This is a genomic window from Pedococcus sp., assembly GCF_036554925.1.
Taxonomy (GTDB): domain Bacteria; phylum Actinomycetota; class Actinomycetes; order Actinomycetales; family Dermatophilaceae; genus Pedococcus_A.
On sequence record NZ_DATBMI010000206.1, the window covers coordinates 1 to 19,479 of the forward strand.

At 73.8% G+C, this 19,479-nt stretch carries 20 protein-coding genes; 10 read left to right on the top strand and 10 right to left on the bottom strand.

Going from position 1 to position 19,479, the window contains the following annotated elements; genetic code table 11:
- Positions 1-86: 86 nt before the first annotated feature.
- Together VIB11_RS15725 and VIB11_RS15730 are read right to left on the bottom strand one after the other, a co-directional pair.
- Entirely contained in the window at positions 87-686 is a 600-nt protein-coding gene (locus VIB11_RS15725) for a methylated-DNA--[protein]-cysteine S-methyltransferase (protein WP_332032422.1), read from the bottom strand.
- Positions 683-1,189 (bottom strand): RNA polymerase sigma factor, encoded by a 507-nt coding sequence (locus VIB11_RS15730; protein WP_332032423.1) that lies wholly within the window; start codon positions 1,187-1,189, stop codon positions 683-685. The genes VIB11_RS15725 and VIB11_RS15730 overlap by 4 nt, the downstream gene beginning before the upstream one ends.
- A 223-nt stretch (positions 1,190-1,412) precedes the next feature.
- Here VIB11_RS15730 and VIB11_RS15735 point away from each other — a divergent pair, with 223 nt between their 5' ends.
- From VIB11_RS15735 to VIB11_RS15755, 5 genes are read left to right on the top strand one after another with little or no spacing between them, the layout of a single operon-like run.
- Entirely contained in the window at positions 1,413-2,228 is an 816-nt protein-coding gene (locus VIB11_RS15735) for a glycerophosphodiester phosphodiesterase (RefSeq protein ID WP_332032425.1), read from the top strand.
- 40 nt (positions 2,229-2,268) lie between these two features.
- Entirely contained in the window at positions 2,269-2,757 is a 489-nt protein-coding gene (locus VIB11_RS15740; protein WP_332032427.1) for an ATP-binding protein, read from the top strand.
- Between the two features lie 50 nt (positions 2,758-2,807).
- Positions 2,808-3,710, top strand: coding sequence for a DUF5926 family protein (locus VIB11_RS15745; RefSeq protein ID WP_332032429.1), 903 nt, complete (start codon positions 2,808-2,810; stop codon positions 3,708-3,710).
- 48 nt (positions 3,711-3,758) lie between these two features.
- Positions 3,759-4,490, top strand: coding sequence for a glycosyltransferase family 2 protein (locus VIB11_RS15750; RefSeq protein ID WP_332032431.1), 732 nt, complete (start codon positions 3,759-3,761; stop codon positions 4,488-4,490).
- A complete protein-coding gene (locus tag VIB11_RS15755) occupies positions 4,477-5,973 on the top strand; it encodes a glycosyltransferase 87 family protein (protein ID WP_332032433.1) in 1,497 nt (498 codons plus the stop codon). Before VIB11_RS15750 ends, VIB11_RS15755 begins: the two co-directional genes overlap by 14 nt.
- On the opposite strand, the gene VIB11_RS15760 is transcribed toward VIB11_RS15755, so the two are convergent.
- Positions 5,906-8,095: a hypothetical protein gene (locus VIB11_RS15760; RefSeq protein ID WP_332032435.1), complete on the bottom strand. Its 2,190-nt coding sequence runs from the start codon at positions 8,093-8,095 to the stop codon at positions 5,906-5,908. The two genes, VIB11_RS15755 and VIB11_RS15760, sit on opposite strands and share 68 nt — an antisense overlap.
- Positions 8,096-8,198: 103 nt before the next feature.
- Here VIB11_RS15760 and VIB11_RS15765 point away from each other — a divergent pair, with 103 nt between their 5' ends.
- Positions 8,199-9,506 (top strand): glycosyltransferase 87 family protein, encoded by a 1,308-nt coding sequence (locus tag VIB11_RS15765; protein ID WP_332032437.1) that lies wholly within the window; start codon positions 8,199-8,201, stop codon positions 9,504-9,506.
- A 33-nt stretch (positions 9,507-9,539) separates the two neighbouring features.
- Here the strand turns inward: VIB11_RS15765 and VIB11_RS15770 are convergent, their stop codons facing one another.
- Positions 9,540-10,160, bottom strand: coding sequence for a TMEM165/GDT1 family protein (locus tag VIB11_RS15770; RefSeq protein WP_332032439.1), 621 nt, complete (start codon positions 10,158-10,160; stop codon positions 9,540-9,542).
- Between the two features lie 44 nt (positions 10,161-10,204).
- Between VIB11_RS15770 and VIB11_RS15775 the strand changes: the two genes are divergently transcribed.
- Positions 10,205-10,633 carry a DUF4446 family protein gene (locus VIB11_RS15775; RefSeq protein WP_332032441.1) on the top strand — a complete coding sequence of 143 codons (429 nt, stop codon included), beginning with the start codon at positions 10,205-10,207 and terminating at the stop codon, positions 10,631-10,633.
- 29 nt (positions 10,634-10,662) lie between these two features.
- Positions 10,663-11,595: a prephenate dehydratase gene (gene pheA, locus VIB11_RS15780; protein ID WP_332032443.1), complete on the top strand. Its 933-nt coding sequence runs from the start codon at positions 10,663-10,665 to the stop codon at positions 11,593-11,595.
- 79 nt (positions 11,596-11,674) lie between these two features.
- On the opposite strand, the gene zwf is transcribed toward pheA, so the two are convergent.
- From zwf to VIB11_RS15805, 5 genes are all read right to left on the bottom strand, one after another.
- Positions 11,675-13,189 (bottom strand): glucose-6-phosphate dehydrogenase, encoded by a 1,515-nt coding sequence (gene zwf / locus VIB11_RS15785; protein ID WP_414695863.1) that lies wholly within the window; start codon positions 13,187-13,189, stop codon positions 11,675-11,677.
- Between the two features lie 152 nt (positions 13,190-13,341).
- Positions 13,342-14,043: a phosphatase PAP2 family protein gene (locus VIB11_RS15790; protein WP_332032445.1), complete on the bottom strand. Its 702-nt coding sequence runs from the start codon at positions 14,041-14,043 to the stop codon at positions 13,342-13,344.
- Entirely contained in the window at positions 13,965-14,603 is a 639-nt protein-coding gene (locus VIB11_RS15795; protein ID WP_332032447.1) for a phosphatase PAP2 family protein, read from the bottom strand. Before VIB11_RS15795 ends, VIB11_RS15790 begins: the two co-directional genes overlap by 79 nt.
- An 89-nt stretch (positions 14,604-14,692) precedes the next feature.
- Positions 14,693-15,808: a diacylglycerol kinase family protein gene (locus tag VIB11_RS15800; protein WP_332032449.1), complete on the bottom strand. Its 1,116-nt coding sequence runs from the start codon at positions 15,806-15,808 to the stop codon at positions 14,693-14,695.
- 81 nt (positions 15,809-15,889) lie between these two features.
- Entirely contained in the window at positions 15,890-16,402 is a 513-nt protein-coding gene (locus VIB11_RS15805; protein ID WP_332032451.1) for a GNAT family N-acetyltransferase, read from the bottom strand.
- 51 nt (positions 16,403-16,453) lie between these two features.
- Here VIB11_RS15805 and VIB11_RS15810 point away from each other — a divergent pair, with 51 nt between their 5' ends.
- A complete protein-coding gene (locus tag VIB11_RS15810; RefSeq protein ID WP_332032453.1) occupies positions 16,454-17,764 on the top strand; it encodes a cation:proton antiporter in 1,311 nt (436 codons plus the stop codon).
- Positions 17,765-17,773: 9 nt separating this feature from the next.
- Positions 17,774-18,343 (top strand): DinB family protein, encoded by a 570-nt coding sequence (locus VIB11_RS15815; RefSeq protein ID WP_332032455.1) that lies wholly within the window; start codon positions 17,774-17,776, stop codon positions 18,341-18,343.
- 38 nt (positions 18,344-18,381) lie between these two features.
- Here the strand turns inward: VIB11_RS15815 and VIB11_RS15820 are convergent, their stop codons facing one another.
- Positions 18,382-19,476: a hypothetical protein gene (locus VIB11_RS15820; RefSeq protein WP_332032457.1), complete on the bottom strand. Its 1,095-nt coding sequence runs from the start codon at positions 19,474-19,476 to the stop codon at positions 18,382-18,384.
- Positions 19,477-19,479: the final 3 nt, after the last annotated feature.

A 19,479-nucleotide genomic window follows, 5' to 3' on the forward strand; every position in this document is an offset into this window, starting at 1 on the left:
TCGGCGCGCTTCCCGTCACGGAGCCCCGAGCGACATCGAGCGGTTGTCAGCGCAATCTTGCCGTGGTGCTAGACACCCCTAGCGCATCACATCGAGTCGCCCGCGTGGCTCTCCCTCGCCTCCAGGTCCAGGAGGTCGCGCTTGGCGGCCAGCCCACCGGCATACCCGGTCAGGGCGCCGGAGGAGGCGACCACCCGGTGGCACGGCAGCACGACGCACAGGGGGTTGGCGCCCAGGGCGGCGCCCACGGCGCGCGAGGCCGACGGGCGCTCGACGGACCGCGCGAGCGACCCGTACGTCGCCGTCTGGCCGTACCCCACCGTCGCGGCGAGGCGGGGCAGCACCACCCGCTGGAACGGGCTGGCCAGCGCGAGGTCGGTGCGCACCGTGAAGCCGTGGCTGCGACCGGCCAGGAACGCCTCGAGCTCGCGGCGCACCTCGTCGAGCTCGCGGGGCTGGCGCAGCACGCGCGGGGAGATGGTGCGGCTCAGCCGCTCGAGCAGCGCCGACTCCGCCTCGTCGCCGGGCACGAAGGTGGAGGCCACCAGGGCGCCGGAGGCGTCGGCCGCGAGCAGCATCCGGCCGATCGCGGTGTCCTCGACGACGTACGACACGTCGCTCGCGGGCAGGGACGGGGGCAGTACCTTCGGGTCGAAGGCGGCCAGCAGGTCCTCGGGCTGCGTCATGGCAGGTCCCTCCTCAGGGCGGCCAGGCCGTCGCTGACCAGCCGCCGGCTCATCGTCGGTGTCGTCTCCAGGGCCCGGGCGATCTCGGTGTGCTCGAGGTCGGCGACGTACTTGAGCACCACCGCCTCCCGCTGCCGCTCGGGCAGGTCGGCCACTCGCTTCCACAGGTCCGCGTCGGGGAGGGTCGCCTCCGGCCCGGCCACCGGTCCGCCCCCGCCCAGCGCACCCCGGTCGCCGCCGAGCGCGGCCACGTCGTCGCTCGGCACCGCCCGGCGTCCGCGGGCCCGGTGCGAGTCCATCGCGCAGCGGTGGGTGATGGTCAGCAGCCAGCTGCGCAGGTTCCGGCTCGACTGCAGCCTGGGGTAGGCGGCCAGCGCCTGCACCCACGCCTGCTGCGCCACGTCGTCGCCGTCGACCGGCCCGGCGAGGGCGTGGGCGAGGCGGGCGACGTCGCGCCAGTGGGCGTCCACGAGCGTCTGGAAGGCAGGCAGCGTCACGGGCATGGAACGACCGGGCAGGCCAGGGTGTGAGTGCCGGGCCGGCTGGCCCACGAGCAGCCCGACGAGCAGCCGCACGACGGGGTGCCCGGGCGGCCCTTTCCACCGTGAAGAGATGCCGTGTGCCGCACGCAGACACTCTGCCCCATCGCATCGCTCGCCACGACGGGTGTGGACGCGCGCGGTCCCGAGGGTGAGTGTCCGTCGCTGGGGTGGCACGATGTCGGCCGTGCCCCATGACGGAGCCCCCCGGCACACGCCCCTCGTCATCGCCCACCGGGGATCCAGCAGCGCGGAGCCGGAGCACACCCTGAAGGCCTACCTGCGGGCCATCGAGGAGGGTGCGGACGGGCTCGAGTGCGACGTGCGCCTCACCGCCGACTCCCACCTCGTCTGCGTGCACGACCGCCGGGTCAACCGGACCTCCAACGGCCGAGGGCTCGTCTCGACGCTCGAGCTGGCCGAGCTCGAGGGTCTCGACTGGGGCTCGTGGAGGGCGGCCCACGGCGGCGAGGCCGAGCTGCCCGACCGTGACAGGAACCAGCTGCTGACCCTGCGGCGGCTGCTCACCGCGGTGAACGAGACCGACCGGCCCCTGGGTTTGTTCATCGAGACCAAGCACCCCACCCGGTACGCCGGTCTGGTCGAGCGTCACCTCGCCCGGGTCCTGGCGGACTTCGGGCTCGACGGCCCGGCGACGCCCGGGTCCCACTGGGTGCGGATGATGTCGTTCTCCCAGCTGGCGGTGCAGCGGATGCGCCAGCTGTGCCCTGACGTGCCGGCCGTGCTCCTCCTCCAGGACAGCGTCCCGATGCGCTTTCGCGACGGATCGCTCCCTCGCGGGGTGACGGCGGTGGGCCTCGACATCAAGATCGTGCGCCGCTGGCCGCGCACGGTGGCCCGCCAGCAGGCCCGTGGGCACGACGTCTACGTCTGGACCGTCGACGAGCCGGAGGACATGCGGCTCTGCCTGGAGCTGGGTGTGGACGCCATCATCAGCAACCGTCCGGGAGTAGTTGTCGACGTCGTCGGAGCCACTGGGTAGTCTGCTCCTACGCCAACAGACGCAGTGGGGTTTCAGCAGGATGGGTGAGCAGGGGAGGCGACGTACCGCGGTCGCGGCTGCCGCGACCCCTGAGCGCGTCGTGACCGCGGTCGCCGCCGGATCCGACTCGTGCACCCTGCGCGTCCCGTGGGGGCCCTCGTCCGTCGCCCGGGTGCGGCGCGCGCTCGTGTCGGACCTCCGGGACCGCGACGTCGCGGTCACCACCATCGACGAGTGCGAGATCGTCGTCTCCGAGCTGCTCTCCAACGCCATCCGGCACGCCCGACCGCTCGGCGACGGGACCCTGCGGGTGCACTGGAAGGTCAAGGCCGGCGTGGTCGAGGTCGAGGTGACCGACGGCGGCGGCGACACCAGCCCCCGCCCGGCGCCCCGCACGGTCTGGGCGCCCTCCGGTCGTGGCCTGCGGATCGTGCGCAGCCTCGCCCATGAGTGGGGCGTCGCCGACGACCGCCACGGCAGCACCGTCTGGGCCTCCCTCGGCGGCCCGTCCCGCCGCCGCAGTCGCTGACCGCGCGACCACTGACGACGCACCCCAGCCCTCGCACTAGGGTTTCCCCCATGGGTAAGGCATCTCGCCGCCGCAAGTCCGGCGCCTCCGCAGACCAGTCCAGCCGCACGCGCACCCGCGTCGAGCCCGCGCCCTTCGTCGCCCGGCCGTTCGAGGGCCTGGCCGGCGAGACCGACTGGGTCGCGATGCGCGAGATCCTGCCCGCCGCCACCGCCACGGTGCGCTTCGCGAAGGGCCGGGCGCCGGAGGGCGCTCCCGCCGAGGCCACGATCGCCACCGTCCTGCCGCTCGCCTGGCCGGGCCTGCACCGCGCCGACGGCACCGTGTTCGTCGGCACCCAGTCCGGCTCGGCCTCCGGTGACGCCTCCCGCGACCTCGCGCAGTCCCTGCTCGCGGCGGCCGGAGCCGAGGCCGGCACACCGGTCACGACGGTGCCCCCGGCGACGGCCGAGACGCCCCGCCTGCAGGACCTCATCGACGGCGCGGGCGACTTCGAGGTCACCGTGCACGAGGGCTTCGACTTCTGGGTCGGTGACTCCGAGCTCGACGCCGAGGGCCAGGCCTCCCTCGAGCGCGCCAACGAGTCGATCGTCCCGACCACCAAGCTGGCTGCCCTGCCCTCCGCCTACTGGGTCCGCATCGGCGAGCGGACGCACATCCGGCTCGTGCTCTCCGAGGACGAGGACCTCGCCACCGACGCGCTGGCACGCCTGCACGCCGCGGGCGAGAGCGGTCTCGGCGAGGGCACCCGGCTGCTCGGCGCCTTCCGGGCCTGCGGCCTGCTGGTCCCGGTCTGGGACCTCGACCCGCAGAAGGAGGCCGCCGACTACGAGGACGAGCTCGCCGCCTTCGGCACGCGGTACGCCGCCGCCGTCGCCTCCACCGACTCCCTCACCCCGGAGGAGCGCAGGGCCCGCTCGGGGCTGCTCAGCCGCCAGGTCACCCTGCGCTGACGGCGCGCCGCCGGCGAAGACGCCCCCGCCCCCGAGAGGCTTGACGCCATGACCGACACCGCCGTCGCCGCGATCATCCCGGCCAAGGACGAGGCTGCCCGCATCGCGGCCACGGTCGACGCGGTGCGCAGGCTCGACGGCATCGACCTCGTCGTCGTCGTCGACGACGGCAGCTCGGACGCCACGTCGGAGCTCGCCAGGGCTGCCGGCGCCCTGGTGGTCCGTCACCCGCGCAACCGTGGCAAGGCCGCGGCCATGACCTCGGGGGCGGGGTACGTCTCCCGGATCGAGTTCGAGGAGGGCCGGGTCGGGCCGGGCGCCGAACGGCGTGCCCTGCTCTTCGTCGACGGAGACCTCGAGGCGTCGGCGGCCAACCTCGGCGTGCTGATCCCGCCGGTGTCCTCCGGCGAGGCAGACATGACCATCGCGACCCTGCCCCCGCAGAAGACCGCCGGCGGCGGCCGCGGCTTCGTCGTGCGCCTGGCCCGCGCGGGCATCGAGGAGTTCACCGGGTTCCGCGCGGTCCAGCCCCTCTCGGGCATGCGCTGCATCTCGCGGAGGGCCTTCGACGCCGCCACACCGCTGGCCCGCGGCTGGGGCGTCGAGGTCGGCCTGACCATCGACGTCCTGCTCTCGGGGATGCAGGTCCTCGAGGTGCCGTGCGAGCTGCACCACCGGGTGAGCGGCTCCGACTGGCGCGGCCAGCTGCACCGTGCCCGGCAGTACCGCGACGTCGCCCTCGCCCTGGCCCACCGCCGTCTTCGCCGTGTCACGGGCTGAGCGGGACGCCGCCACCGCCGCCCCGGCCGCCTCCGCAGGCACGGCGCCCCGGCGCTACGACCTGCTCCGACGCGTCCTCCTCACCGGCTCGTTCGGGGTCTTCCTGGCGGTCGGGCTCCTCGGCCCGAGCGCCGCGAAACCGCCGCTCGGCCCGCGCGGCTGGGCGCCCGGCGAGCTGCCCTTCGCGCCCTCGTCCGCGGTGACCACGGGGCTGCTGGCCGCGGCATACCTGCTCGGCCTGGCCGCGGTCGCGCTGGCCCTGCTGCGGCCACCGGCCCGCCCGTGGTCCTGGCGCGGCACCCTCCTGCTGGCCGCCGGGGCGCTGCTGACCGGACCGATCGGCTCGGCGGACCACACGAACTACGCCGCCTACGGGCGGATCGCGGCGCAGGGCGGCGACCCCTACCTCGTGTCCCCGGAGGACTGGGCGGCGGGACTGGACCCGGTCACCTCCGCCGTCGAGCCGCCCTGGACCGAGACCGTCAGCGTCTACGGCCCCTTCGCGACGCTGCTGCACCTGCTGAGCTCGCTCCTCGGGGGCGACAGCATGCGCCAGACCGTGTGGGTGTGGCAGCTGCTCACCGTGCTGGCCTGGCTGGCCGTCCGGTGGGTGCTCCTGCGCACGGCGGCCGACCCGGTGCGGGTGGACACCCTGTGGACCGCGAACCCGCTCGCGTTCGCGATCGGGGTCCTCGGCGCCCACCTCGACGTGATCGCGGCGGCGCTGGCCCTCGCAGCCCTCGTCCTGGCGGCCCGGAGCCCGCTCGCGGCCGGCGCGCTGACCGGGCTCGCCGTGAGCACCAAGATCACCTTCGGCCTCGTCGGGCTGGCCGTGCTGCTGGCGTGGTTCGAGCGCGAGCGACCCCGCTTCCTGCGCAACGCCGTGACGTATGCCGCGGCAGCGCTGGTCGTGGTCGTCCCCCTCCACGTGTGGGCCGGGCCGCACGTCTTCGACCAGGTCGCCCGGGCGAGACGCTCGGTCTCCCTCGCCACTCCCTGGCGGCTGGTGGTCGAGGGGCTGACCGGCACGCTGCCGTCCTCGACGGTGCGCAATGGCGTGTTCGCCGCGTCGATGGTGCTCTTCGTGGTGTTCGTCTGGCTGCTGCTGCGCCTCACGGCGGGCCAGGCGCCGCGGACCACGACGGGGGCGGCGGTGCGCTGGGCCCTGGTCCTGAGCACCGCGTACGCGCTGTCCGCTCCGTACTCGCTGCCGTGGTACGACCAGCTGACCTGGGCCACCCTGCCGATCCTCGCTGCCGGGGTCCTCGACCTCGTGCTGCTGGTGCGGCTCGCCGTGCTCGGCCTGGCCTACGTGCCCGGTCGGGTGGTGGCCATGACCCCGCTGGTCGAGGACCTCACGCTCGGGTTCCGGCGCAGGGTCGCGCCGTACGCCGTGCTGCTGGTGTGGGCCGCCCTCACCGTCGCCGGGAGGCGCGCGTCGTCCCGACCGCTCGGGCCTCGTCCAGCAGGGCAGTCACGCTGACGGCGATGATCAGGGGCACCGCGATGAGGGCCCCGTTGGCCGGCACCGCGACACCGGAGTCGTTGACCGCGAACCCGATGGTCAGGGTCACCAGCAGCGCGATGAGGCCTGGCCGCAGCGTCGGCGCGCGGTCGAAGGACCGCTGCAGCGCCCGCGAGCCCCACGACGTCGGCCGCGCCAGCACGTAGATCACGAAGACCAGCGCGATCGGCACGAGCAGCGCGAGGCGGTAGTTGCCGAAGAGGATCGAGAGGTTCTGGTCCAGCTTGCGGGTGATGACGTCGAGCGCGCCGCCGTCGAGCGTGGTCTGGAAGAACCGGCCGAGGTGGGAGCGGGACTCCACCGGTCGCAGCCAGTCGAGGAAGCCCACGAGGAGGAACATCGCGACCGTGACGCCGGCGATGACCAGCCCGCGCCTCCACGTCATGGTCACGCCGAGGATGGAGAGGACCAGGAAGGCCAGCCCGGGCAGCAGGGCCGGCGGCCCGCCGCCGTCGGCGCCCCAGAAGGGGGCACCGTCGACGAACGTCGCGCCGAGCCCGATGGCGGCGACGGCGATCGCCCCGAGCCGGGCCTGCCCGCGTCGCACGAAGTGGTCGGAGACCGCGATGCAGAGCAGGATCGTCGAGGTCGCGAAGAGGGCGAACGTCGTGTTGCCCATGCCGTAGAACCGGCCGCCGACGACCGGCTGGAGCCCCATGAGCGAGGAGAGCTGGAGCCGCGAGCCGGTCATGACGTCGAGGGCCAGCACCGCCATGGTGGCCCCGGAGACGACCGCCATCGGGCCGAGCAGCGAGCGCCCCCACGGCCCGAGCAGGGCCAGGGCGGAGAGGGCGGCGACGAAGAGCCCGACGCTGGCCACGACCGCGAGCATCGGGGCCGGGAAGCGCCACCACGGGATGAGGTTGGCGAGGAAGGTCGCGGCGGGCACGGTGGCGGCGATGACGCCGACCCGCCGCACGAGCCGCAGGAGCCGCGTGCGCTGCTCGAGCGGCCCGAGGTCCCGCCGCCACACCACGAGCACGAGCACGTAGATCGCCAGCTGGGTGTAGACGACCGCGTTGAAGAAGGGCGGGACGAGCGAGTGCACCTCGTGTGAGGCCTGGTCGTAGTCGACGAGCGCCTGGAGGCGGTCGCGTGCTGCCGCCTCGGAGTTGCCCTCGGCGGGAATCCGCCGCACCGCCGCCCCGCCGAGCTCGCTCGGCACCTCCGCGCCGGCGGCGGACATGAGCGTCACGGTGAGGTCCGGCGCCTGGACGAGCCCCGGTTGGCGGGTCGAGGGCGACTCGAGGGTGCCGCTCCCGAAGTGCGGGCCCTTCGCGGCGACCAGCCGCAGGCGCTCGCTGACGCCGGCGTCGGAGAGGCTGGCGACGACGAGGTCGGCCCCGGCCGGGGCGGCCTCGACGACCTGCTGGATCCGCTGGTCGACCGCCTTGACCTGGGCCGCGCGCGAGCCGGAGGTGCGGGGCTCCCCCTCCGCCACGTCGGCGGGGTCGCGCACGGAGCCCACGTCGACGAGGGTGACCGGACACGCGGCCAGGGCCGAGGTGAGCGCGGCGCGGTTGAACGCGGCATACCGGGGCTGGGTCCCGCTGCGGAAGGCGCCGCCGACCCCGGCGCCCGGCCCCACGGACTGCACGCACACGCCCTGGGTGGCGAGGTCCTCGCCGAGCAGGCCGAGCTGCGCGTCGAACTTCTTCGAGGCGGCGGCCCTGACGTACTCGTTCCACCCCGGCACCTCGCCGCTGTCGACGACCGGGACCTGCGGGCAGGGGTCCGTGGGCCTGCGCTCGGGGGAGCCTCCCGGCCCCGGCGCCGCGGCCCGGGCACCGGCGGACAGGCCGAGCCAGCCGTCGATCGGGCAGGTGTTGGTGTTGACCGAGCGCACGGACAGGGCCGCGCTCGAGCCGTCCCGCAGGAACGACCACAGGGCGGGGGTGGCGGTCTCTGACACGTCGGTCCAGGTGATGCCGCCGGTGCCGATCAGGACGACCGGGCTGCTCGTGTCAGCGGGCGCGGAGTCCTCCAGCGCCGCGGCCGGGCTCGCTGCGCCGGCCGGGGCCGCCGCGACGCCGAGGGTCAGGAGGAGGCCGGCGAGCAGGAGCAGGACGCGGCGGATCACGGGGTACAGGCTACGGCGGGTGGGCCCGCACCCGGCGCGGCGGGCACGCAAGAATGGGCGCGTGACCCCCGCCGCGCCACCCCGTCCCCGGCCCCGGAGCGCCGTGGACGCATGGCCGGAGTGGCTGCGCTGGACCGCGGCGGCAGGTTTGATCCTGCTGGCGTCGCTGCCGGTGGTGCTGCGGTACCTCGTGTTCTGGCCCATCGACCAGTGGCAGGTCGACGTCGAGGTCTACCGCGAGGCGGGGGTGTCCCTGCTCACGGGGCGCCCGCTGTACTCCGCGATGACCGAGCCGCCGCAGCTCCTGCCGTTCACCTACCCCCCGTTCGCCGCGGTGCTCGCGCTCCCGCTCGCGCTGGTGCCCTTCGGGGTCGCCGGCTGGCTGTGGACCGCCCTCCAGGTCGCGGCCACCGCCGCGATCGTCTGGTATGCCGGGTGGCGCCTGATCCACCGCACCGGCGCATGGGCGCCGCTCACCCTGGCCGTGCTCACCGCCCCGATGCTGTGGCTCCACCCGGTGTCCGACGGCATCCGGTTCGGGCAGGTCAACGCGTTCATGGTGCTGGCCTGCCTGATGGACCTGCGGCGTCCGCGCCCCGGCCTGCTCCGCCGGGTACCGCCGGGGGTGCTCGTGGGCCTGGCCATGTCGATCAAGCTCACGCCGGGCGTGTTCGTCATCCACTACCTCGTGAACCGGCGGTGGCGCGAGGCGGCGACCGCGGTCGGCACGGCGGTGGCGGTCACGCTCGGCGCGTGGGTCCTGCTCCCCGAGGCGTCGTTCACGTTCTGGGGCGGCGCGCTCCAGGACCCGGCGCGGCTCGGCCCGAACATGGGCACGTCGAACCAGTCCCTGCGTGGGTTCCTGCTCCGGGTCGGGCCGGAGGGGCTGCCGGGGACGGTCATCTGGCTGGTCTGTGTCGCCGTCGTCGCGGTCGTCGGGTTCCACCTGGCGCGGCGCGCCTACCTCGCGGGTGACTCGATCAGCGAGGTCGCGGCGGTGGGGCTCATGGCGGTGCTGCTCTCGCCCGTGGCCTGGATCCACCACCTGCACTGGATGGTGGTCGTCATCTTCGCGATCCTGGGTGCCGACCCGCTGCGCGACCGCCGGCGGCTGGTGGCGGCCGGGATCCTCACGGCGTGGTTCCTCTGCCGCCTGCCGTGGTGGGGCATCTCGTGGCTGAACCACCCCGAGTGGCCGGAGCTCCCCGGCCGCGTGCTGCAGAACGCCGACACCTTCGGCGCGTTGCTCGCCCTCGGGCTGCTGGGGTGGTCGCTGAGCCGCACCATCCCGCTACGGGCCCACCCGCACCACCACCCGGACCACCCGCACGACCAGCACCCGGACCACCCGCACGACCAGCACCCGCACCGCCCGCCCACCGACCGGACCCCGCACGGCGCTGCGGGCTGACGACGGCGGAGCCTCCGGGGCCGCTCGTCACGCTCAGCCGCCGACGACCCCGGCGATCTGGAGGGCGCTCACCAGCGCGAGGAGGAGGCAGACGCCGCCGCCGACGCGTCGGATGGTGGTCAGCCGCATGCGGGTCAGCAGGACCCGGCCGATCAGGGCACCGAGCCCGGAGACGGCGGCCAGGGCGGCGAACGCCCCGACCCCGACGGAGAGGGCGTCGTCGTACGTGATGACCAGTGAGGCGGTCAGCAGCTGCGACAGGTCGCCCCACTCCGCCAGGAACAGCACCATGAAGCTCGTGGCGACCACCTTCAGCCCGCGGGCGGTCGCGGCCCCCTTGTGCGAGAACTCCTCCACGGTCTCCAGCTCCTCCTTGTCGGCGTCCGCGGCGCCGCGCAGCAGCAGGAAGCCGCCGAGGAGGAACATGACCGTCGCGAACACCTCGACCGGCGTGCGTGGCAGCCTCGCGAGCAGCCCGCCGAGCAGGACGGCGACGAGCGTCTGCACGAGGAAGGCCAGCGCGACCCCGACCCACACCAGCAGCGGCCGGAAGCGCGTCGAGAGCACCAGGGTGGCGATGAAGGTCTTGTCGGGGAGCTCCACCACGAAGATGAGGCCGAAGACGATGGCGGCAGTGGCGAGGCTGAGGTCCATGTCGACGTCGACTCTAACCAGCGGCGTTGCATAGGCTTCACGGCGTGCAGCCGAGTGAGACGACGACCACGGTGCTGGTGATCGCGGCCGGCGTCGTCGCCGTGCTCGTCGTCACCGGCCTGGCGCTCGCGCTCGTGCGGGTCGCCCGGCTGAGCGGCGAGGTCCGCCAGCTCCGCCAGGCCCGCCCGGTCGGGGCGGGTGACCTGGCCGCCCTGCGCTCGGACCTCGCGCAGGCGCTGCGACACGTCGCCGTCGTCCGCTACGACGCCTTCGGCGACATGGGCGGCAGGCTCTCGTTCAGCGCTGCCGTCGTCGACGACCGCGGAGACGGCCTGGTCTTCAGCACGATCCACGCACGCGGCGAGTCCCGCACCTACGCCAAGGGGGTCGTCGGTGGCAGCAGCGACGCGACCCTCACCCCCGAGGAGCAGCAGGCGCTCGCCGCCGCCCGCACCGGCTCCCAGAGGCCTTGAGAGGTCCCCGTCACCATGGCCAGAACCGCATGACCCGCTACGGCTACCTGGGCCCCGAGGGCACCTTCACCCAGATGGCCCTGCACTCCTGGAGCCCGGCGGCCGGCGGTGACCACCGGCCCTTCGGGTCGGTCGACGCCGCGCTCGGGGCACTGCGCTCGGCGGAGATCGACGCCGCGATGGTGCCGATCGAGAACTCCGTCGAGGGCGGCGTCAGCGCGACCCTCGACGCCCTGGCCAGCGGGGAGCCGCTCGTGGTCACCGGCGAGGTGCTCGTGCCGATCACGTTCGTCCTCGCCGCCGCCCCGGGTGTGCCGCTCGCGGACGTGCGCGCCGTCGGCACCCACAGCCATGCCTGGGCCCAGGTCCGCGGCTGGATGGGTGTCCACCTCCCCGGAGCGGCCTACGTCCCGACCCTGTCCACGGCGGCAGCCGCCGCCGGCCTGCGCGAGGGCGGCCCCGCGGCATACCAGGCAGCCGTCTGCGCCCCGGTGGCCGCGCAGAACCACCACCTCGAGGTGCTCGCCGAGGACATCGGCGACAACGGGGCGGCGGTGACCCGTTTCGTGCTCGTCGCCCGGCCGGGCGAGCTGCCCGAGCGCACCGGCGCCGACAAGACGACGCTGGTGCTGTTCCAGCGCGACGACCATGCCGGGGGCCTGCTCGAGCTGCTCGAGCAGTTCGCCGTGCGCGGCATCAACATGTCGCGGCTCGAGTCGCGGCCCACGAAGGAGTCGATGGGCAGCTACTGCTTCTCGATCGACATCGAGGGCCACGTCCTCGACGAACGGGTCGGTGAGGCGCTGGTCGGGCTGAAGCGGGTGTGTGCCGACGTGCGGTTCCTCGGCAGCTACCCGGCGGCCCACGGCGCAGCCGTGCACGTCAGCCCGCACACCACCGACGAGTCGTTCGCCGAGGCACGGGCCTGGCTGCACGGCCTGCGCGGCATCCCGGGGCGCTAGGCAGGGCTCTCGGCAGCCGGGAGGCGAGGACCTCCGCCAGGGGACCTCCGCCAGGGGACCTCCGCCAGGCCAGGGACAGCTAGGGCGTGCGCTCGCGCCAGGCCCGCTCGAACGGCAGCCGCCACGCGTGCGGCGCGACGAGCTGGTGGATCGCGTTGGGCCCCCACGTGCCGGGTGCGTAGGGCTTGGCTTCGGGCGGGTCCTCGAGCAGGGCCGTCGAGCGCTCCCACAGGCTCTCGATGCCGTCGGCCGTGGTGAAGAGCGTGTGGTCACCACGCATCGCGTCGAGGATGAGCCGCTCGTAGGCCTCGAGCACGTCCGAGGCCCGCTCGGTCTCCTGGTGGGAGAACTGCATCGACAGCTTTTCCAGCCGCATGCCCGGCCCGGGCCGCTTGCCGTAGAACGACAGCGACACCTTCGACTCGTCGGCGAGGTCGAAGGTCAGGTGGTCCGGCCCCGCGGACCCGACGCCGGAGTGGGCAGGGAACATGCTGCGCGGCGCTTCCTTGAACGCGATCGAGATGATGCGCGCGCCCTCCGCCATCCGCTTGCCGGTGCGCAGGTAGAACGGCACGCCGGCCCAGCGCCAGTTGTCGAGGCCGCACTTGAGCGCGATGAACGTCTCGGTGTCGGAGTCGGGCTGCACGCCGTCCTCGGAGCGGTACCCGGTGAACTGGCCACGGACCACCTGGTGCGGGTCGATCGGCAGCAGCGAGCGGAAGACCTTGTTCTTCTCCTCGCTGATGGCCCGGGGCTCCAGGGCCGTCGGCGGCTCCATCGCCACGAACGCCATCACCTGGAAGAGGTGGGTGACCACCATGTCCTTGTAGGCGCCGGTGGCCTCGTAGAACCCGGCCCGGCGGTCGAGGCCCAGGGTCTCCGGGATGTCGATCTGCACGTGGTCGATGAAGTTGCGGTTCCAGATCGGCTCGAACAGGCCGTTCGCGAAGCGGAACGCGAGGATGTTCTGCGCCGCCTCCTTGCCGAGGAAGTGGTCGATCCGGAAGATCTGGTCCTCCGTGAACGTCTCGTGCAGGTGCCGGTTCAGCTCCACGGCGCTGGCGAGGTCGGTGCCGAACGGCTTCTCCATCACCACCCGGGAGCGCTGCACCAGGCCGGCCTCGCGCAGGAGCGTGATCACCTCCAACGCAGCGCGCGGCGGGACGCTGAGGTAGTGCAGCCGGAGGGCGTCGGGCCCGAGGTGCTCCTCCGCCCTGGCCACGGCGGCGGCGAGTGCCTGCGGCCCCGCGGACTGCGGCACGTACGAGAGGCGCTGCGCGAACCGCTCCCACTGCTCGACGCTGAGCGGCCGGCCGAAGTCGTCGAGGGCGGCGCGGGCGAACTCCCGGAAGCCCTCGTCGTCGAGGTCCTCCAGGGAGGTCCCGACGACCCAGATCTCCGGGGCCAGCGACGAGAGGACCAGGTGGGCCAGGCCGGGCAGGAGCTTGCGCCGCGCAAGGTCGCCCGTGGCGCCCACCAGCACCACCACGTGGGGCGCGACCGGCTCGATGCCGCCCCGGGCCGGGCTGGCGCCGAGGCCCGGGTAGGAGATGGTCTGGGCGCGCGGGGAGGTCGACTCGGGCACGGAGTCGATCTTGGCAGGGCCGCTGCCTGCCCGCACCCAACCGTCCATCCGGGGTGCGGGCAGCCGGTGCGGGCAGCCGGTGCGGGCCCGGTGCGCGTACCCCGCTCGACGGCGCGCCGGGCTGTTCGGCTCAGGTGGGCCGGGTCGGCGCCGCTGCTGCGTCAGCCGACCGCGCTGTGCACCTTCGCCCGGGTGCTGCTGCCGCTGCTGCGGGCGCGGTGCCGGTACCAGCCGTACGCCAGGCCGGCGCAGACCAGGCCGTTGGCGATGCCCACCACGACGTCGCTGAGGTGGTGGGCGCCGCGGTACAGCCGGGCGTAGGTGACCAGCAGCGGCAGGGTCACGCACAGGGCGATGACCAGGCGCCGCAGCCACGTCCGCTCGATGCGCTCGGCGGCCAGCAGCGCGAAGGACGCGTACAGGGCGGTGGCCGCCCCGACGTGGCCGCTGGGAAAGCTCGACGTCGGCGGTGACGGGTCCTCGGGAAGGACCGGCGGACGCACCCGACCCACGGTGTGGGTGGCCAGGACGAAGATCGTGGCCTGCAGGGAGATGGCGATCGCGGGCACTGCGCTGAACCGCCAGTCACGGGTGCGCCACAGCAGCACTGCCGTGACGACCACGCAGGTCGCGATGATGATCTCGGTGTTCCCGACCCTGGACCACACGTCGGTGATCCCGTCCCACAGGTCGGTCCGGCTCCGGTTGAAGGCGGCCGCCACGGAGTCCTCGCGGCGGTCGATCGCCGACAGCGGCCCCGTGATGAGGAAGCCGATCCCGACGATCACCCCCCAGACGACGACGCCGGGGCCGATGGCCCTGGTGAGGAGGTCACGGCCGTCTTCCCGATGAATCCGATCCATGAGGAGAAGGTAATGCCCACGCCCAGGATCAGCCCGGCAAGCACGTCCGAGGGGAAGTGGACGCCGAGGAAGACCCGGTCCAGCCCGACGACGGCCGCGACGGAGACGGCCACGGCGACGGCGACCTTCCGCCACGCCGAGGACAGCAGCGGCCACAGCAGGAAGACCAGCACGGACGTGACGACCGCGATGTTGGTCGCGTGCCCGGACGGGAACGAGTAGCCGGGTGCGTGTGACACCGGGTCGTCGACGACCGGCCGGGCCCGCTGGACGACCAGCTTCACGGCATACCCGAGGAACCAGCCGACCATGAGCGTCGCGAAGGCCCACACCGCCCGTGACCGCAGGCCCTTGGCCAGGAAGACCCACAGCGCGACGAGGCTGGCGAGGACGTGGACGACCACGGGTGTGGTCGCCTCCTGGATTGCGACGAGCAGCGGGGCCACGCCGGCGGAGCGGGTGACGTGGGTGGCCCACCGGATGACTCCCTCGTCGAACCGGATGAGCGGGTTGAACTGCTCGCGGACCAGCAGGGCCAGCAGCGCGATGGGCAGGGCCACCGCGACGGCGGTGGCGGCGCCTCGCAGCGCGCGGCGGGCCCTGGACAGGGTGGCATCGTCCACCGGGCCGGCGGACCGCACCGCAGCCATCAGTCGAGGGCTCCGACCCGGACCACGAGGGAGGACGGGACGACCTCGGCGCTGATCGCGCGGGCCGTGCCGATCGGGTCGCCGTCGAGCTGGACCTCCTGTGGCCGGTCCGAGCGCACCGTGAACTCGGTGGCCGTGTGGTGGTCCACCCGCGGGTGGCCGCGGCGCCGCCGGGAGGCCAGGCGAATGGCGACGGCGGCCCAGCCGACGATGCCCTGGGGGGACAGCGCCACGAGGTCCAGCTTGCCGTCCGCGACCTCCGCCTCCGGCATGAGGATCAGGCCACCGAGGAGCTTGCCGCAGTTGCCGATGACCACCGTGCGGGTCCGGCGCGAGAACTCCTCGGCGTCGCCGACCTTGACCCGCACCTTGAACTGCGGGCCCCGCAGGTTGCGAGCGCCGGAGACGACGTAGGCCGGCCAGCCCACCTTGGCCTTCAGGCTCTCGGGGGCTCCCGCCATGATGGCCGCGTCGAACCCGAGGCCGGCCATGACGAGGAAGATGTGCTGCTCCGGGCGCTCGTGCTCGCCCGACTGGTCCACGGTCAGCCGCCCGACGTCGACCCGCTTGTTCTGGCCGGTGAGCGCGACGCGGAGGGCGTCCTCGAGCGAGTCGACGGGCAGCTCGAGGTTGCGGGCCAGCAGGTTGCCGGTGCCGCCCGGCAGCAGGCCCATGGGGGTCTCGCTGCCCACCAGCGCCTCGGCCACCGCGCGGACGGTGCCGTCACCACCGAGGGGGCACACGACGGTCACCCCCTCCTCGAGGGCCTGACGAGCCTGGCCCGTCCCGGTGTCCTTGGCGGTCGTCTCGATGAAGAGGGGCTCGTCCCACCCGAGCTCGCGGCAGACCTTGGTGATCCGGCGTCGGACCGATGGCAGGTCCTCGAACTTGGTCGGGTTGATGACCACCGCCGCCCGCCGTCGCGGCGCCTCGGGCTCGACGTGGCCCTCGGGGCGGAACTCGCTGCGGTGGGGGCGACGCCGGCCGAAGCGCCGCGCGCGGTGGGCCCCGCCGGAACGCAGCCGGTCCGCGGAGCGGCCCGCGACGAGCAGGGCCAAGCCCAGCACGAGCACCACCGCGACGAGCGCGTACCAACCAGCGTTGTCCCAGATCACAGCGTGAAACTACCCCACGGTAGCCACGCGGGCGGACCGTGGCGACAGGGATCGGCGGCAGTCGTCGGCGCACGGGCAGGCTCAGAAGCGCAGCCGGTAGGCGATGAGGTCGACGCCGGGCACGGGCTGCCAGTCGCGCTCGGGAGCCCGGCTGAACCCCAGCCGCTCGTAGACCCGGTGCGCCGAGGCCATCGAGGGCTGCGTCGACATCGCCACCCCGGCGAGCCCGAGCTCCCGCGCGCGGTCGACGCAGCGACGCACCAGGGCCTCGCCGACACCGCGACCGCGGGCCGCGTGGGCCACCGCGAGCATCCGGAACTCGCCCTCGTCGGGGTCGGCGACCTCCGCGTAGGGCGTCCCGGGGGCGGCGAAGGTCACCGACCCGAGGACCGTGCCGGACGGGGCGACGGCGACCCACAGCTCGGCGTGGCGGTCCCGCCCGCTGGCGTCCGCGAGCTCGTCGGCGTAGTCCACCCCCGGCGGGAGGTGGCCGTCGTCGACGTAGGAGCGCAGGGTGATCGCACCCACGGCGGCATGGTCCCCCGGGGTCGCGCGGCGGATGGTGAAGCCCGCCGGCTGCTGGTCGGTGCCCACCCACCCATTGTGGCCGCGCGAGGCCCTCCCGCCGGGTGAGAGGGTGGTGACATGCGGGCCGACCTCGTCTTTCTCCTGGGCGGGGTCTCGCTCCTGCTCGCGGTCGTCCTGCCCTCGGTGCTGCGCCGCGCCGCGCTCTCCGCGCCGCTGGTGCTGATCGGGGTGGGCGCGCTCATCGGGCTGCTGCCGGTGTCCGGCGCCGAGCCCTTCGACCCGCTCGAGCACCGCGTGGTGATCGAGCACGTCTCCGAGGTGACCGTGCTCATCGCGCTGATGGGTGTCGGCCTCGCGCTCGACCGACCCCTCTCCTTCCGCCGGCGCGAGGGCTGGGGGCGGTGGGCGGCCACGTGGAAGCTGCTCGGCATCGCCATGCCGTTGTCCATCGCCGGCGTCGCCCTGCTCGGGTGGTGGGGCCTGGGCGTCGCGCCCGCGGCGGCACTGCTGCTCGGCGCGGCCCTCGCGCCGACCGACCCCGTCCTCGCCTCCGATGTGCAGGTCGAGGGCCCGAGCGTCGACGACGACGCCGAGGAGATCGACGAGGAGGACGAGGTGCGGTTCGCCCTCACCTCCGAGGCGGGGCTCAACGACGGCCTCGCCTTCCCCTTCGTGTATGCCGCGGTGTTCCTCGCGACGCAGGGTCCGGTCTCGGAGTGGGGCCTGCGCTGGCTCGGCTGGGAGCTCGTCGGCAAGACGGTCCTCGGGGTCGCCGTCGGCGTCGCGGTGGGGTGGTTCCTCGGGCGGGTCGCCTTCCGCTCCAGGGCGCGGTCGCTGCGGGTCGCGGAGACGGGCGAACCGCTCATGGCGTTGGCGGCCGTGCTGCTCGCCTACGGCGCCAGCGAGGTCGTCGGTGGCTACGGCTTCCTCGCGGTCTTCTCCTGTGCCATGACCATCCGCTCGGCCGAGCGCTCGCACGACTACCACGCGCTGATGCACCAGGTCGTCGAGCGGCTCGAGCGGCTGCTGACCCTCATCGTGCTGCTCTTCGTCGGGATCGGGCTGACCCACGGCCTGCTGGCCAACCTGGACTGGCGCGGCCTGGTCATCGCGGTGGCACTGGTCTTCGTCATCCGGCCGCTGGCCGGTTTCGTGGCGCTCTCGGTCGGCGGCCAGCGGCTGGCCCGCGGCCCCGGCCTGTCGCTGGACCGCCGCGAGCGGCTCGTCACGGCCTTCTTCGGGGTCCGGGGCGTCGGCTCGATCTACTACCTCGCCTACGCCCTCGGCCTCGCCGGCTTCTCCGAGGAGCGGTGGTTGTGGTCCACGGTCGCCTTCACCATCGTCCTGTCGGTCGTGGTCCACGGGGTCGCCGTGACCCCGGTGATGCGGCGTCTCGAGCGGCAGCGCGCGGCAGCCGGCCCGGCGTAGCGTGGCGGCATGACCGAGAGCCCACCACCGGAGACGGTGGAGCCGGACGCGATCGAGCCGGACGCGATCGAGCCTGACACCAAGGACTGGACCTGGACGCTGCGGGAGACCTGCCTCGAGTGCGGGTTCACCGCGGGCGAGGTGCCTGGTCCGCAGGTGGCGGACCGGGTGCCCGCGCTCACCGAGCCCTGGCAGGCCGTGCTGGCCCGCCCCGACGCGCGCCGGCGGCCGGACCCGCGTACCTGGTCACCGCTGGAGTACGCCTGTCACGTCCGCGACGTCTGCCGGGTCTTCACCGAACGGGTCGACGCCATGCTGCGCGAGGACGCCCCGGCGTTCCCGAACTGGGACCAGGACGCCACCGCTGTCGCCACCCGCTACCACGCGCAGGACCCCGCCGAGGTCGCGGCCGAGCTCCGCGACGCTGCCACCGACGTGCAGGACGCGTTCGCCTCGGTCGAGCGCGATCAGTGGCAGCGCACCGGCGTGCGCAGCGACGGGTCGGTCTTCACGGTCGAGACGCTCGGCCAGTACTTCCTCCACGACCTGGCCCACCACCTCGCGGACGTGCGCGCCTGACGCCCGCCCGCGGCATACCGGCTCCCGTGCCGCGCGGCTCAGCGGGTGGGCACCGGGTGGTGCGTGGCGCCCGAGCGCACCTGGTGCACCGGCCAGAACCGGTCGTGCAGCGACGTGATGAGGCTGAGCAGCAGCACGAAGAAGAAGGCCCCGGCCTGGTTGAGCCCGCCGTCGTCGCGGCCGAGGAGCCGGTCGGCCACGAGCACCAGCCCGCTGTTGACCGCCACACGGACGGCGAACGCGGCAACGGCCGACTCGACCGTGCGCGCCGCGCGGGCCGCCCACAGGGCCAGACCGGCGTTGACGAGCACGAAGGCGGCGAGGCCGAGGAAGAGCGCGAGCCCCGACGCGTCGAGCCCGGGGAGCACCTCCGCGTAGATCACGCAGATGAGGCCGACGAGCACGACCTTCTCGAGGCTGGCCAGTGACCAGACCCGGCCGTGCGCCGCCGTCCACGCCGCGCGCTCGCGGGCCTCGTCCATCTCGGCCGGCAGCGGGTCGGCGGCCACCCGCCACGGCCAGTCGACGGCGTCCAGGCGCGGCCGCACCGCGAACCAGAGCACGGCGAGCAGGGCCAGCAGGGCGAGGACGACCGCCGGGCCGAACCAGGGGACGTCCTGCACCGTCTCGGTGAAGTCGAGCTGCGCGATGTGGATCCACCACTCCTGCGGGAGCTTGACCACGACCCAGATGAGCCCGGCCGACCAGAGCCAGAACCGCAGGCCGTAGCGCGTCGGGTTCCATCGCAGCCGGAGCACCTCGTAGGCGATGAAGAAGTACTCGAACGTGTTGGGGAAGACCAGCAGCAGCGGGCGCCACTGGGTCAGCTCGAAGGCCAGCACCCCGACGAGCCGGTAGAAGAAGAGGAACCGCGCGACCCGGTACGCGGCCCCGCTCGCCCAGTTGCGCAGCGTCGACAGGTACGCGACGCACAGGTAGAAGACGTCCATGGCCTTGTCGTAGCCCTGGTAGCCCGGCGGGTCGTGGCCGAACGCCTGGAAGATGCTCTGGTCGATGCCGTCGAGGACGAGGCAGGCGAGGATCGCCGGCAGCGGGAAGCGCGGGATGAGCAGGGGCAGCAGGAAGCGCCCGGCGACGACGGCGAGGAAGACCAGCTGGGTCGCGGTGTCCATCGC

Coding starts and splice junctions, on each gene's coding strand:
- VIB11_RS15725 (WP_332032422.1), bottom strand. CDS start 686: ATGACGCAGCCCGAGGACCTGCTGGCCGCCTTCGACCCGAAGGTACTG.
- VIB11_RS15730 (WP_332032423.1), bottom strand. CDS start 1,189: ATGCCCGTGACGCTGCCTGCCTTCCAGACGCTCGTGGACGCCCACTGG.
- VIB11_RS15740 (WP_332032427.1), top strand. CDS start 2,269: ATGGGTGAGCAGGGGAGGCGACGTACCGCGGTCGCGGCTGCCGCGACC.
- VIB11_RS15745 (WP_332032429.1), top strand. CDS start 2,808: ATGGGTAAGGCATCTCGCCGCCGCAAGTCCGGCGCCTCCGCAGACCAG.
- VIB11_RS15750 (WP_332032431.1), top strand. CDS start 3,759: ATGACCGACACCGCCGTCGCCGCGATCATCCCGGCCAAGGACGAGGCT.
- VIB11_RS15770 (WP_332032439.1), bottom strand. CDS start 10,160: ATGGACCTCAGCCTCGCCACTGCCGCCATCGTCTTCGGCCTCATCTTC.
- pheA (WP_332032443.1), top strand. CDS start 10,663: ATGACCCGCTACGGCTACCTGGGCCCCGAGGGCACCTTCACCCAGATG.
- VIB11_RS15790 (WP_332032445.1), bottom strand. CDS start 14,043: ATGGATCGGATTCATCGGGAAGACGGCCGTGACCTCCTCACCAGGGCC.
- VIB11_RS15810 (WP_332032453.1), top strand. CDS start 16,454: ATGCGGGCCGACCTCGTCTTTCTCCTGGGCGGGGTCTCGCTCCTGCTC.
- VIB11_RS15815 (WP_332032455.1), top strand. CDS start 17,774: ATGACCGAGAGCCCACCACCGGAGACGGTGGAGCCGGACGCGATCGAG.
- VIB11_RS15820 (WP_332032457.1), bottom strand. CDS start 19,476: ATGGACACCGCGACCCAGCTGGTCTTCCTCGCCGTCGTCGCCGGGCGC.